The sequence below is a fragment of the Streptococcus sp. IsoGale021 genome (genome assembly GCF_031142795.1).
GTDB lineage: Bacteria > Bacillota > Bacilli > Lactobacillales > Streptococcaceae > Streptococcus > Streptococcus hominis.
In genome coordinates this window covers 1-13,910 of sequence record NZ_JAKZJH010000002.1, presented here as the reverse complement: position 1 = coordinate 13,910, position 13,910 = coordinate 1, and the positions used below count along the sequence as shown (strand labels likewise).

The 13,910-nt window shown below is 38.1% G+C and carries 11 protein-coding genes; 5 read left to right on the top strand and 6 right to left on the bottom strand.

Going from position 1 to position 13,910, the window contains the following annotated elements:
• Positions 1 to 40 precede the first annotated feature (40 nt).
• A complete protein-coding gene (locus tag RG565_RS01685; RefSeq protein WP_247936561.1) occupies positions 41 to 1,654 on the bottom strand; it encodes a M20/M25/M40 family metallo-hydrolase in 1,614 nt (537 codons plus the stop codon).
• 176 nt (positions 1,655 to 1,830) lie between these two features.
• Between RG565_RS01685 and RG565_RS01680 the strand changes: the two genes are divergently transcribed.
• Entirely contained in the window at positions 1,831 to 3,279 is a 1,449-nt protein-coding gene (locus RG565_RS01680; RefSeq protein ID WP_247936560.1) for an alpha-amylase, read from the top strand.
• A gap of 469 nt (positions 3,280 to 3,748) precedes the next feature.
• On the opposite strand, the gene RG565_RS01675 is transcribed toward RG565_RS01680, so the two are convergent.
• From RG565_RS01675 to RG565_RS01665, 3 genes are all read right to left on the bottom strand, one after another.
• On the bottom strand, positions 3,749 to 5,095 hold the full coding sequence (locus RG565_RS01675) for a cell wall metabolism sensor histidine kinase WalK (RefSeq protein WP_247936559.1): 1,347 nt from the start codon (positions 5,093 to 5,095) through the stop codon (positions 3,749 to 3,751).
• The gene (locus RG565_RS01670) at positions 5,085 to 5,759 is read right to left on the bottom strand and encodes a response regulator transcription factor (protein WP_003024352.1); all 675 of its coding nucleotides are present in this window, start codon (positions 5,757 to 5,759) and stop codon (positions 5,085 to 5,087) included. Before RG565_RS01670 ends, RG565_RS01675 begins: the two co-directional genes overlap by 11 nt.
• 272 nt (positions 5,760 to 6,031) lie before the next feature.
• Positions 6,032 to 6,487, bottom strand: coding sequence for a hypothetical protein (locus tag RG565_RS01665; RefSeq protein ID WP_247936558.1), 456 nt, complete (start codon positions 6,485 to 6,487; stop codon positions 6,032 to 6,034).
• Between the two features lie 745 nt (positions 6,488 to 7,232).
• On the opposite strand from RG565_RS01665, the gene RG565_RS01660 reads away from it, so the two are divergent.
• A complete protein-coding gene (locus tag RG565_RS01660) occupies positions 7,233 to 7,481 on the top strand; it encodes a type II toxin-antitoxin system RelB/DinJ family antitoxin (RefSeq protein WP_003029583.1) in 249 nt (82 codons plus the stop codon).
• On the top strand, positions 7,478 to 7,774 hold the full coding sequence (locus RG565_RS01655; RefSeq protein ID WP_003024343.1) for a type II toxin-antitoxin system RelE/ParE family toxin: 297 nt from the start codon (positions 7,478 to 7,480) through the stop codon (positions 7,772 to 7,774). The genes RG565_RS01660 and RG565_RS01655 overlap by 4 nt, the downstream gene beginning before the upstream one ends.
• A gap of 107 nt (positions 7,775 to 7,881) precedes the next feature.
• Here the strand turns inward: RG565_RS01655 and RG565_RS01650 are convergent, their stop codons facing one another.
• Positions 7,882 to 8,730: a hypothetical protein gene (locus RG565_RS01650; RefSeq protein WP_247936557.1), complete on the bottom strand. Its 849-nt coding sequence runs from the start codon at positions 8,728 to 8,730 to the stop codon at positions 7,882 to 7,884.
• 6 nt (positions 8,731 to 8,736) lie between these two features.
• The gene (locus RG565_RS01645; RefSeq protein WP_247936556.1) at positions 8,737 to 11,820 is read right to left on the bottom strand and encodes an SEC10/PgrA surface exclusion domain-containing protein; all 3,084 of its coding nucleotides are present in this window, start codon (positions 11,818 to 11,820) and stop codon (positions 8,737 to 8,739) included.
• Positions 11,821 to 12,081: 261 nt separating this feature from the next.
• On the opposite strand from RG565_RS01645, the gene RG565_RS01640 reads away from it, so the two are divergent.
• On the top strand, positions 12,082 to 12,411 hold the full coding sequence (locus RG565_RS01640; RefSeq protein ID WP_022524836.1) for a helix-turn-helix domain-containing protein: 330 nt from the start codon (positions 12,082 to 12,084) through the stop codon (positions 12,409 to 12,411).
• A gap of 177 nt (positions 12,412 to 12,588) precedes the next feature.
• Positions 12,589 to 13,881, top strand: a complete 1,293-nt coding sequence (locus RG565_RS01635) for a DUF6161 domain-containing protein (RefSeq protein ID WP_247936555.1) — start codon at positions 12,589 to 12,591, stop codon at positions 13,879 to 13,881.
• The last annotated feature ends 29 nt before the right edge of the window (positions 13,882 to 13,910 follow it).

Genomic DNA, 13,910 nt, shown 5'->3' with positions numbered 1-13,910 from the left:
AGCTATATTCAATTTAGTTAAGAAGATAGCTCTTGTTTTTTTATTTTTTAATACTGTCAATATGTTCTAGCAAATATAACAGAAATTGAGGAATCGTCTCCAACATATCCTTTTCATAGACGCGTTCTGTTAACTGATGTAAATCTTTTCCCCAAGGTCCCAGATTGATGCCGGGGACATTGATGTCCTGAATTTTCTCAAAATCAATCGAATATAAATGTTCAGGAACAGTCATACTCTCGATAATTTTTTGATACTCTTCAACAGATTTTTCTAAAGCACAATAACTAATGTCACAGATTCCCATAAAGAATTCTTCAACTTTTAAACGACTAGCTCCTTGTTCAACCAAGTAATCCCTATAAAATGCAATGAGTTTTTCAATATCAACCACGCTATTTTTCAGATGCCGACAATTCATAGAAGGATAATAAGGCGGCGCAATAGCCAGCACAACAAATGCTTCCTTTTTATCATAGAAATCTAACACCTTTTGAACAGTTGCAATGGTTATTTCTTGATAGCTTGAACCCGCTTGAAATGCTTCATGAGCAGATTGGTTTGCCTTGTGCATAAATTCTTCAAATCCAGCCTTCTTTTGACATAACTGGATTAATTCTTCATAAGTCAATACATGAGGTTTTGTGACTTTTTTATCCTCTTTATAAGTTACCTGCAAAGCCTGATAACGCTCATAAAACTCATCAATGGCTTCTTGGCAGAGTTGTTGAATCGTCGTCATCAGCTCTTTTGGACTTTTATCTAAATAAAGAACACTAAAATAGCCTGCTGCTCTGAGAACGGTTGACACATCATAATTTTCCTTCAAATCACGCATGTAAGACCACGAAGGCAAAGGAGCCTGCTCTCCATAAATCGAATCCGACAAAAGGGGATTGAGATCAATTTTTTCCACTACTTTTGCTAGAAGCGAGACGGCATTGATACCTTTGAGAGGCTCTTTCATGTGGGAAAGAATACCCTGCGTAACCACGACAGGCATCATCTTTCCAACTGTTCCAACATGCAATACTTTTTCTTGAGCTGAAGGACTTTCAAATGGTTCTGAATCAATCGCCAAGATATAATTCAGATGAAATTTCTTTTTCAGATCAGCAAGCAAACCTACCGCAGCTCGCATTCCCTGAGAATAAGATTCCTCATCTCCAACTGATAAATAAAGAAGATTCACTTCTCCTTCTGTTTTGCTCGCATATTCTGCTACTACTCCCAATTGCAAAGCCAACGCTGCTTTCATATCACATGACCCGCGACCAAACTGCCATTCGTTAGCAGCTATATCTTCTAACACAGCTTGATCCAGTGAAGAACTTGCTAAAGCTTTTTTCAAAGCAACATTATCAAAAGCAATTTCTTTTAAATTGCCAAAGTCCTCGATATCAACTATATCATGGTGGTGAAACAAAATCACTGTATCTGCACAATGACCTTTTACCAAAGCCCAATTAACATTACGCTGGTAGATATCATCCGGAATTTGATATATGCCAAAATAATCTGAATGCTCCTGAAAATACAGCAGACTGCCAATATAGTGATTGAGAAAATTTTCTATATTTCTTTCTGAACTCGTATGCGTGAAACTCTCAATCGCCATGCTCTTGTCAAAAATATCTTGAATCCTATTTTTCATCAATGGCTCCTTCAACTTTTTATAAAAATAGCTCACTAGCCTTATTATATACCTCAACAATCATCGTTTCAATCTTTTTTTCATCCTTTGACTCTATAAAATTTACGCAAACGTTTGCGTTGTGGAGATTATTTTGCTAAAATAATAGCCAACAAGACAAGAAAGAGGTATCTCGTATGAAAAATCAAACATTAATGCAATATTTTGAATGGTATCTACCAAATGACGGGCAACATTGGAATCGTTTGGCAACAGACGCTCCACATCTAGCTTCTAAAGGCATTCGCAAGGTTTGGATGCCACCTGCTTTCAAAGCAACTAGTTCTAATGATGTCGGCTACGGCATTTATGACTTATTTGACTTGGGCGAATTTGACCAAAAAGGAACCGTTCGGACAAAGTATGGCTTTAAGAAAGACTATTTGAAGGCTATCTCAGCACTCAAAGAAAATGGGATTGAGCCCATTGCAGATATCGTTTTAAATCACAAGGCGGCAGCAGATTACAAAGAGAGATTTACTGTTATTGAAGTTGACCCAAATGATCGTACAGTCGCCCTCTCTGAACCTTTTGAAATAAAAGGCTGGACCAAGTTCACATTCCCTGGTCGCCATAAAAAATACAATGATTTTGAATGGCATTGGTACCACTTTACAGGGACGGATTATGACGCTAAGCGAAATAAATCAGGGATTTACCTCATTCAAGGGGACAACAAAGGTTGGGCTGATGATGACTTGGTGGACAATGAAAATGGAAATTTCGACTATCTTATGTACGCTGACCTTGATTTTAAGCACCCAGAAGTCATTCAAAACCTTTATGATTGGGCTGATTGGTTTATCGAAACGACCGGCATTCATGGCTTTAGATTGGACGCTATTAAGCATATTGACTCTTTCTTTATGGGAAATTTTATCCGCGACATTATGGCGAAGTATGGAGAAGATTTCTATGTCTTTGGAGAGTTTTGGAATGGTGATGAAACTGCAAATAACGATTATTTAGGAAGTATTGACTATCGTTTTGATCTCGTAGATGTCAAACTGCACCACAACTTATTTGATGCTAGCCGTGCTGGGGCGGACTATGATTTGCGAAATATTTTTGAACAAACGCTTGTCAAAAACCACCCTAAATCGGCTGTTACTTTTGTCGATAATCACGACACACAACGTGGACAAGCGCTAGAATCAACTGTTGAAGAATGGTTTAAACCTGCTGCTTATGCGCTTATTTTGCTTCGTGAAGCTGGGCTTCCTTGTGTGTTCTACGGAGATTACTATGGTATCAAGGGCGAGTTCGCTCAACAAAGTTTCCAAGAAGTCCTAGATAAACTGTTAGACATTCGGCTCAACTTAGCCTATGGTGAACAGACTGATTATTTTGATGACGAGCATTGTATCGCTTGGACTCGTTCAGGAAAAGACAACGGACAACCAATTGCTGTCATCATAAGTAACGACCAAGCAAATTCAAAACGCATGTATGTTGGTGAAAATTGGGCTGGTAAGGCGTTCAAAGATTACTTGGGAAATTGCTCAGAAAGCGTGACAATCAAAAAAGACGGCTGGGCAGATTTCCCAGTTGCAGAAAAGTCAGTTAGTGTCTGGTCTGTGCAATAACATAAGGAACACAGCAAGATTGAAACCAAAATTCGTTCTCTCTGTCGATTAGGGCGACAAAGCAAACCGAAAGTTGGGAGTCTTGTCCGCCGCCCAGCTGACGGTATAAACTAAAACTTAGGCAGTCAGTCAGCCCGGCTGACAGCATAAACTAAAACTCAGGCAACTCGTCCGCTCGGCTGACAGCATAAACTAAAAGTTAGACAACTCGTCCGCTCGGCTGACAGCATAAACCAAAAACCAGACAACTCATCCGCTCGGCTGACAGCATAAACTAAAACTCAGGCAGTCAGTCAGCCCGGCTGACGAAAGCAACGTTGACATCACAGCCTCAACCATTCAACTCTGCTTTTAAACAAGATAAAAACACGAACAGTTCAAGATAGCCAACAACTAATCCTGACTTTGTTCGTGTTTTTTATCATCTTCCGAAACAACCTTCCCCCTATGGATACAAGTTATTCCTGACTTATTTTTTCTTTCTATTGTCCGTTCTAATGGCAATCTTCACCTCAAAAATGGTTCCTTTCGGCTTATTATCTTTCACCGTAATAGTCCCTTTAAGGGCTTCTGTGATTTGCTTTGCAAGCGACAATCCTAAACCAAAACCACCTGTCTGCCGAGTCCGTGCTTTATCAACACGATAAAAACGATCAAAAATCTTTTTCTTATCTTCCGTACTAATCCCCGGACCATTATCTGCAACTTTCAAAAAAAGGGTCCGATCATTCGCTGAAATCGTCAACTCAATTACACCGTCTTCATCTGTATATTTCAAGGCATTATCAAACAGAATTGTCATCAATTGCTTCAGCAAGGTCTTGTCTGTTTTAATCATGCGGTGAATCCTATTGTCAAATCGGAAAGTTTTCCCATTTTCTGCGGCAACCATCTCATAGTTGGTAAAGGTCGTATTAAAGAAATTTGGCTCGACATCGCCAATTTCTGGTTTAATCCCGTCATCGCGTCGTGCTAGATTGAGTAGATTTGTCGTCAACATTTTCATGTTTCGCACTTCATCCAAACTAGAAGCAATACTTTCGCTTGATTCCATAATGGTGGCTTCTGGTTTTCTAAACAAGGTTTCCAAGCGATTTTGCAAAACTGCTAGAGGCGTCCGCAACTCGTGACTAGCATTTTCAACAAAGTTCTTTTGCTTTTGAATACTCTCCAACAAAGGTTTTACGCTAACCCGAGCCAGATAGACACTTGCAATCAAAGAAATTCCCCAGAAACTAATCATCACAACTACAATCAGCTGCTCATGATTTTGACTGGTTTGTTCCAATTGGCTGATATTGATAAAGACAGCTGCGTATTTAACGTTCGTTTCCAAATTAGGCAATTTCACCTTAAATAAAATCGTCCGATAGGTTTCTTCACGCCCATAATTGCTTTTTACTTGAACTTGCCGAATGCGATCCAATTGCTTGCTATTAAAGGAAAGTTTGTTAAGTCCCAGAAAATTATTGCTAGTAATAATCGGCTTGTAATCCTTATCAAATAAGATAACTTCCGTATTGGCACTGACATTTGGTTTATCAGTAAGCTCTTTGTCACCCGTATCGGCTTTAGGCTCTCCGTTGTCTGACTTCTGTTCCAGCCCCACTCTCCGAGCGAGCGCCAAATTGATGACAGAAGCGGAATCCTGACTGAGACTTTTCAAGTTATTATCGACCGTTGTATAAAGGCTTGAGCGCATCACCTGAATGATAATCAAAGTCATGGCTGAGAAAATGAGAGTAAAAATACCAAAATTGCGAATGAAATAAGAAAAATCATCCGCATACCATGTTTTTTTTAGTTTATTCAGCATCTTTTAAAATATATCCGACGCTGCGAAGCGTTTGAAGATTGTTCGCAAAGGTCGTCCCTTTCAATTTTTTCCGGATTTTTGAAACATAGACTTCTACGACTGAAATCGTTGTATCACTATCAAATCCCCACAAGCGATCGAAAATCTGTGTCTTAGGCAAAATGACATTTTGATTTTGCAAGAAATACACCAGCAAGTCAAATTCTTTTCCGAGCAATTCTACTTCATTTCCGTCTACAAGTGTTGTGTTAGTTGATAAATTAACAGTGACATCGCCATAAGAAAGGGTGTTTTCATTAAACTTACCAGAACGCTTCAACAGAGCTTGAATCCGCATTTTTAGCTCTTCTAGATAAAATGGCTTGGTCAAATAATCATCAGCACCCAGCTCAAAACCATGTCCTTTGTCATTCAAACTTTCTTTGGCTGTCATGATTAGCACAGGAGTTGTGACACCTTTTTCACGCAATTCTTTCAACACTTGGAAGCCGTCTTTTTCTGGCAACATCAAATCAAGCAATATAAGGTCGTACACGCCACTCTCAGCCTCGTACAATCCTTCCTCACCGTCAAAAACTTGCATGACATCTGCAAAATCATCCAAAAAGTCAAATACTGAATTAGATAGACCGAGGTCGTCTTCCACTAATAGAATCTTAATCATACGCTTTTCCTTCTAAAATATAAGTCTGGAACAAAAGTTCCTAGTTTCAAAATTCGTTATGCACTAAACTAACGATGCAGTAGCAGATTGCTCAAAACAGCACTTTGAGGCTTGAGGGGATAAGATCACGAGCTAAACATTTTGAATGTTTAGTTCTGCCCACTCCTTTAATCGTGAACCAAGTACAAGTAAAGACTTCTTCTCACTTCACCTTTTTGAAAATCAATCTACTAACGTTTTGATTCTATTATATCATGACTTCCTCTGAAATATTAAGAATTTGTTGCATTTGAATCATTATTTTCTGTCGTACTACTATTCTTATCTGATTTAGTCGAACCGTCAGCATTTGATGGAGCTTTTTTCTTTGAGTTATTACTGTTTCCTGAGCCATTTTGGCTATTACTATTGTCACTTTGGTTGCCATTTTGTTGGGGTGGCATTCCATTTGGACCACCTTGGTTATTTCCGTTTTGTTGTCCACCTGGAGGCATTCCTGGACCACCTTGATTTTGGTTTTCCTGTTGCTGGTTATTCTGTGCCTGAGTTGTTGTGCTTGTCTGTACTTTTGCCTGCTGATTGAGTGCATTTGTTGCTAAAGAGCCAATGCCTAGCCCACTGAGAAGACCAACAGCGAGTGATCCGCTCGCTACAACAGTCATCCACCATTTGGTACTTTTTTCAACCATGATCATCTTCTCTTTCTTACTTGTGTTCTCTTGTTTCATTTTTGTCAAATTCCTTCTTTCTATTTTTAAGCGATCAGAGATTGCATTCCAAAGAGTATTGCCACAATAACTCCTTTGATGCCAAAATTTATCAGACAAACAAATTTAACTTTGAGTTTTTCATCTCATCACGTCCTTTCTTTTGAATGGAACTATCATATCTACTTTTTCTTAAAAGTGACTGAATTTTTTCTTAAAAGAAACTAAAAATAAAGAGAGAAAATAGTAAAATGATACACAAAATATAAAAAGAAAAAACTAAATCAGAATATTCCAATCTAGTTTAGAAGATTATCTCATAAAATTTGTCCTAGAAAAGGCAAAGAGCATAGTCTCTTTTCTCAAAAGAGTGACCTAATTTCCATTTTATCTTCAAGTAATGCTGCTATTCTTTCGGTTTTTCCATATACAATGAATGTCCCCTGCCAGTAAAATTACGTTAAATTAAGTTAAAATAAAAAACAGAAATCGCATGAAATCAAGGTTTTATCACTTGCTTTAGAATATAAAAAAACAATTTTTTGAACAGATTTTGAACAAACTTTGTAAACTATCAATTCTCAACATGAGTAAGATTGCTTTTGCACTGAATCAAAAACTCACCATTAACATTGGTTAATATCAGCTTTTAGATGTCATATAAAGAAACTCTATGAATAACACTTCAAGGAGTTTTTTTATGTCAAATTGACAGATGAAGACATTAGGTGTATAATATACTTATGATATAAAAGGAGGTGCAAAAATGGCTCTCACAAAAAATAAGTCAAGATTAAATTTGAATATTGATTCTGACCTAAAAGAAAATGTAGGAAAAATTTTATCAGAAATGGGACTAGACTACACAACGGCTATCAATATCTATTTCAGAAAAATTTTAACCGAGCAAAAAATACCTTTTGAAATTAGTATTCGTAAAAATTTGACTGTTGATGAAATTTTTGGGAAAAATTGGAGAGACGGCTTAGATGAAATTGAGGACGATTGGGAATGACCTACCAAGTTGAATTAACTCCAGATGCTCAAAATGATTTAGCTAAATTAGATAACAGTCAAATCATTCATGTTAGAAAATCTTTACTCAAACTAGAACAAAATGGTCCTAAAGTCGGTGAAGCTCTCCATGGTAAGTTAGCAGGCTATCGCAAATTAAAACATAGAAAATTAGGTTTAAGAGTTATCTTTAGAGAAACAAGCAACGGAATTGAGATTATAGAGGTCATTGCGATTGGCAAACGGAGTGATTCTGAAATCTATAAGATTGCTGAAAAAAGAATTCTGCCTTAATTTATTTTTATTATACTATAAAAGCTCTAGTATTTTTAGATACCAGAGCTTTTATATTGACTTTTTCCCTCATGTGAAATAATTCTAAGTCAGTTTCATTTTACATACTATATCAATCTTGATTTAATACCTACCCCATTACGTCTAATATCTTCAAGGTTTCTATTGATTTTTGAAGATTCATTTCGAGCATTTTGCATGTCTTGCCGTAAGCGATTCGCAGATTCGCGAACCTCTGCCATTACTTGATCATAATTTTGATGCAATTGTTTCTCTAATTGTTTTTGTTGTTGTAACATTTGTTGTTGATGTTGTTCTGTACGCCATAGATTAGCTACTTCTTGAAAATTCATTGCACGGTAATCTTTCAAAAGAACAATCATTCCCGCAAAGTCTTCTAATTTGCAAAAATTATCAGGAATAAGAGAAATGAAATATGAGAAGGTTGGATCATTTTCTAAATCTTGTTTTTCTTGATTATACGATTGATACTGCGTTGTATTTGTTGCTTCAAGAGTTGCTTCTTCTGACACTTTCTCAGCTTGTTTACGTGTTAAACCATAATTAATTGTAATTTTTGGGAAAAAAAGAGATCTTTTTTCATGTTTAGTGATTTCACTTATCTTTTCATTCATCTTTTCAGTTAGAAACATGAATATTTTCGCAGTAACCTGCCCTATTACATATCCTATTGGGAGCTGTAGTATAGTAATAAAGAAATTGCTCTCTGAACTGGCAAAAAATGCTACAGCAAAAACAATTCCAATTATATTGGCTATTCTGTTCTTTTTTCTTTTAGTTGCTTGCTGTAGTCTCAGTTGACGGTTTGCTTTAATTGTATTTTGCATTTTATTGTTAAGAGTTACAATTTTATCCCCTTGTACATAAAGCAAAGTCAAAATATCAAGCAATTCTTCTCTATTAAAATCACTAATGGCTAACTTTTCTTCTGTCATATTTCCTTATCCTCTTCTTCCACGTTTTCTACGTACACCAAAACTAAGACTTGCTAAGATTCCCATACCTATCAATGCCAGCCATGAACTTTTTTCTCCAGTTTGTGGGAGTTGTTTGTCAGCTCGGCTATAAATATAGCTTGAGTGAATGGTTGGGCGAATCTTTTTGCTTGTGGTCATTGGTTTGGCAGCTTGACGCATTGAAAGAGCTTGTGCTTTTTCTTCTGCTGCTTTCTTAGAAGCAACCCACTCCTCATACGCCTTCTTCACCGCCTCATACTGGCTATTTGCATCCCGTTGGTCTTTCAACAATTCTGCTAATTTGCTACGCTCTACATTCACCTTCGCAACGGCTTCCTTATGCTTCGCACTTGCTTCCAATTGTTTTGATACCGCTTCACCAAGCAACTTATCAGCGTTCTTATACATGGCAAGCAAGTTTTGTTGGTCTTTCAACTTGCCTTCCAATTTCGCACGTTCCGCCACCAATTTGGCTTCCACGGCTTTAGCATCTGCCACCGCTTGTTCAGCAGCTACCAATTTGGCATCTTCATTTGCTTTGCTTGCTTTCAACACAGCCAAGTTGTTTTCAGCTGCCGTCAAGGCTTGTTCTGCGGTACGAAGTGCCGCTTGTTTTTCTTTGATAGATGCTTTGAGGTTGGCAACCGCTTTGTCTGCCGCATCTTTACGAGCTTGTGCATCCTTGCGAGTGGTCGTTGCTTTTTCAAGGGCTTCACTAGCCGCTGGTGTAGCGTCTTTCACCCCAGTGAGTGTTGCCAATTTGGCTTTGGTAGCGTTGAGCATCTGTTGCGCTTCCATTGCTTTGGTTTCTGCTTCACGGAGAACAGTCGCAGCCTTTTGAGCCGCTTCTTCTTTGGCAACCAAGACCGCTTGCGCTTTTTGCAATGCAGCTTGTTTTTCTTGAATCGATGCGTTGAGGTTGGCAACGGCTTTGTCTGCACTCGCTTTGCGTGTTTCTGCGCTAGTACGCGTTGCAACTGCTGCACGGTGTGCCATTTCAGCGCTAGGTGTTTGGAGCGCTTGGTTGCGTACAGTAGCCAATTCGCTTTGTGTCGTGCTCAGTGCTTGATGAGCTGCATCAAAAGCAGCTTGTTTAGCGGTCAGAACCCCATTGGCTTCATTGAAGGCTGTGAGTGCTGCTTGAAAATCACTTTCGGCTTGAGCCAAGTCTTTTTCCAATTGAGTGGTATCATATGGGTCTGGTAGGGCTTGACCGGCATATTTATCACTAAATCCCACATAGTGCATGCGACCAAGTCCATTTGGTGTCACACTGGATGCAACACCGATGACGTCGTCGTAGTCACCAAAACGAAGCATGTTTTTAGTATGACCATAATCACTATGATAGTCATTCACTAACATTTGCATAATTGAGCTAAGAATGTAACGATACATTTCAGTCATGGTTGTGGTACGAGAAGACATAGAACTGATGTTTTCACTACCCCATGTTAGTTTTGATGAAGCTGTTTCACCAGCTTTTAAGGCGTCATGGCTGTGACCAGATGACCATGGTTTGTTTTCTTTCGCGTAAGCTTCGGCAACCTTTTGCACATAATCAATGGCATCTTCTGTTGTGTAAGTTTTAGCTTTTTCACCCCAGAATTGACGGCGAAGATTCGTTACGATATGTGCATAATATTGTGTCAAAGCTTTTGCTTGCTCACGAGTTAGGTGTGCTGGGTCAACAGTTGATGGATCAATTGGTACATTTCCATCGTATTGTGGGTCACTATAGCGTGGATCTGGATCTTCCATCCATCGACCAAATGTCGCTTCAAGAACCTCTTTATCAGATTCGTTTTGATCAGAATCCAAATACTTCTTATACGCATCAATCACATATTGTGGCACCGTGATTTTAGACAACTTCTTCTTATCATTCAATTCTTTCCGCAAAGCATCACGTTTGGCTTCGGCTGCTTCTTTGGCTGCTTTCTTGTCTTCGGCATTTTTCTTGGCTTCCGCAAGGGCATTTTCGGCATCGGTTTTGGCTGCCGTTTGTTCCGTTTCTTTTGCCGTTAAGTCTTTGATTTTGGCATCCCGATCGGCGTCTGCTTTCTTGGCTTCGTCCAATTTTTGAGCGGCTTCCACTTCTTTGGTTTTGGCGTCAGAAAGAGCCTTCTCAGCGTCTTTTTGTTCATCCAAGACCTTTTGGGCACCAGTCCCGTCAAGGGCTGCCTGAGCCGTTTCTACGTCCTTTTTAGCAGTGCTGACATACGCTTTAGCAGCACTATCAGCGGCCTTTTTCGCAGTCGCATCGGTTGCGGTGTCGGTTGCCGTTTTGCTTTGAGTGGTTGCTTGGTCTTTCAAGTCCTTGATTTGGGCATGACGGTCGGCATCTGCCTTTTTAGCTTCTGCCAATTTTTGAGTCGCATCGTTTTCTGCCTTCTTGGCATCTTCTAAGCCTTTGTTGGCTGCTTTTTGTTCATCCAACGCTTTTTGTTCGCCTGTGCCGTCAAGCGCTGCCTTGGCGGTATCAACCCCTTTTTTAGCCGTATCAACAGCTTTTTGTCCAGCTTCTACCCCTTTTTCGGCTTGTTCTACCGCTTGTTTTTGAGTAGTCGCCGCGTCAGTCGCTTTTTGTGTGGCGTTAGCTGCGGTATCACTCGCTTTTTGATTTTGTGCAATCTCTTTTTGCGTATCGGTTACGCCTTTTTCTGCTTGGGCAATTGCATCTGGTGTAGCGGCAGCCTTATTCTTCTCCGCTTCGGCTACCTTGGCATTGGCATCTTCTACCGCCTTTTGGCTGTTCGCTTCAATTTGAGCACTTTCAGCTACTTTCCCAGCTTGGTCGGTCACCGCTTGGTCGGCTTGTTGCTTAATCCCATGCGCTTCCTCAACCGTCTTCTCTGTTGGGGTGGTGGTGACCACAGCGCTATCCTTCGTCAATAGAACACCGTCTAAGACTTTAATATTATGTGCCTTGGGTGCTGTTACATCTGAAGAGATCTCCGTTGACGATTTGACCACTTCGTCCGCTTGTACAGTTGCCCCATTAGCTACACCAAACGCAGCTAGTGCTATAGCCCCTGTTGCTGTACCTTTAATAACCTTGTTTCCCATAGTTCCTCCTGTTTTTTAACTTTTAGGAAGGCTTGACTACAAAGTCAAGCCTTGTTATATGTAGTATAACAAGCGTTTTTGTCAAGTATTTAGCATGATTTTTGAAAAATTTTTGAGAAAAACGTTCCCCTATCCAACCTTAAAAAGTTGTCACAGATTGATTATAGCACCCAAAACCAATCTTGTAAAGTTATTAATCAACCTTTTGAGAAGTTATCTTTCTCCCTAAAAATCGGTATCATGGAGAAAAAGAGGTACGATATGAAAGAATTATTACGAGATTACATTGGGAAAAGAATCCGCCTTTTAAGATTAGAAAGAGGAATGACCCAAGAACAACTGGAAGAACGAGCGGATTTAGGCACAAATTACGTTTATAAACTAGAGCATCTTGCCCCAAATGTCAAAATCAACACTCTTGAAAGGGTGATGCAAGCCCTAGAAGTTGATATTGAAACCTTTTTTGATATGGCAGTAACAGACAAGGAGAAAGAAGATGATTTAACCCAATTAGTCCAACATCTGAAATCACTCCCACAAGAAAAACAAAAGAAAGTGATTGATGCCATTACCGTATTATTAGAGAGTTGAGTTTTGAATAATAAAGAAACCGTCATTTCTAGAGAGAGTCACATGTGTAAATATACTAGTTTGTATAATGTTACAATCATTATACAAAGAGTATATAGAGTATGACATAACAATCCTATATATAAGTGTCTCTTTGAGAAATAATATCAATAAAATCACAACAGACAAGGAGATTGAATGACCAGACAGACTAATGCACAAATTTCTAATTTTATGGATGAATATTTCCGATTTGAGATTAAAAATGATAGTTGTAATCTAGATTATGATCAACCCGAGATGACCTTTTCTGAGCTAGAAGTTATAATTCAATCCAATTATAAATATTGGGAGCGAAAAAATAAAGATAATGATATGGCTACTCCTATTTTTGAGAAATGGACTAATTGGAAGACGAAGTTTGAACAATTAAAAGATTTTCTCAAGAATAAGGAAGAATTTGACAATCAAGACGTAAATAATTTTATGTATAATTATTTTAGTTCTTATTATTCAAGCGAAGTTTCAACAGAAATTAGAACTTATCGAATAGATATTGATAGTCCAATCAATAAAGATAAAGACATAGCAAGTATAAGATTGTTTATAGATTTTTACTTAAACAGCTGGGCTACAGATTACTTGCTAGATGCAATAAGAAATTATATTCAGATTGAAAAGAACAAAAATAATATTGGATATTATCTTTCGTCTACAGAATCAGAAAGAAATTTACCAGCTTTGTTTGTACTCAATAGAGAGATGCCTAAACTCAAAATTTCTGTTAAGGAGATTCAGAATAAACTTGTCCAACCTGTTTCGGAATCTGTAGATAATCTCGCTAAAGAAACAGAAGAGCATTTCAAGCAAACAGCTAACTTGGTTGAGAAAAATGATGAAAAAATTAGAGAGATTTTCATTGAACATTCTCGTGAAGTAGATGAATTTAAAAATAATCTTGAACAATGGAGAGATAAAAAAGAAACAGCTATAAAGATTTTAGAAGATACCTACGAGAAAAAATTACAACTTGAAGCGCCTGAAAAGTTATGGAAAGAACGTTCAAAGAATTATAAAATTAAAACTTGGTGGTGGATGGGTGGTCTTGGGGTTTTTATTGTCGCGTTGATATGCTCTGCAGGGAGTTTAGTGGTTAACATACATGATTATTTACAGGGGACGATAAAAAATATTCCATTCATTTCGCAATCATTTATTTATGTTGCACTAGTTTCTTTTTTGATATATCTCGTTCGGGTTGTTATTAAGATTATTATTTCAAGTCAGCATATGGCTATGGAATATGAGCAAAAAGAAGCATTAACAAGATTTTATCAAGCGCTAGTTTATGATGGTAAAGAGGTAGATAAAGAAGAACGCCTGATAATTTTTAATGCTTTATTTAGCAAAACAGAAACTGGTCTTGTAAAAACTGATAACTCTAGTGAATCCGAAGCACTAATAGCTCTACTTTCTAAAAGCATAAAATAAGTTGAAAATAAAAAAAGACAGCTATTTTA

Bases quoted from the DNA above. Each gene is read 5' to 3' on its own strand.
- RG565_RS01685 (WP_247936561.1), bottom strand. From the start codon at position 1,654: ATGAAAAATAGGATTCAAGATATTTTTGACAAGAGCATGGCGATTGAG.
- RG565_RS01680 (WP_247936560.1), top strand. From the start codon at position 1,831: ATGAAAAATCAAACATTAATGCAATATTTTGAATGGTATCTACCAAAT.
- RG565_RS01675 (WP_247936559.1), bottom strand. From the start codon at position 5,095: ATGCTGAATAAACTAAAAAAAACATGGTATGCGGATGATTTTTCTTAT.
- RG565_RS01670 (WP_003024352.1), bottom strand. From the start codon at position 5,759: ATGATTAAGATTCTATTAGTGGAAGACGACCTCGGTCTATCTAATTCA.
- RG565_RS01665 (WP_247936558.1), bottom strand. From the start codon at position 6,487: ATGAAACAAGAGAACACAAGTAAGAAAGAGAAGATGATCATGGTTGAA.
- RG565_RS01660 (WP_003029583.1), top strand. From the start codon at position 7,233: ATGGCTCTCACAAAAAATAAGTCAAGATTAAATTTGAATATTGATTCT.
- RG565_RS01655 (WP_003024343.1), top strand. From the start codon at position 7,478: ATGACCTACCAAGTTGAATTAACTCCAGATGCTCAAAATGATTTAGCT.
- RG565_RS01650 (WP_247936557.1), bottom strand. From the start codon at position 8,730: ATGACAGAAGAAAAGTTAGCCATTAGTGATTTTAATAGAGAAGAATTG.
- RG565_RS01645 (WP_247936556.1), bottom strand. From the start codon at position 11,820: ATGGGAAACAAGGTTATTAAAGGTACAGCAACAGGGGCTATAGCACTA.
- RG565_RS01640 (WP_022524836.1), top strand. From the start codon at position 12,082: ATGAAAGAATTATTACGAGATTACATTGGGAAAAGAATCCGCCTTTTA.
- RG565_RS01635 (WP_247936555.1), top strand. From the start codon at position 12,589: ATGACCAGACAGACTAATGCACAAATTTCTAATTTTATGGATGAATAT.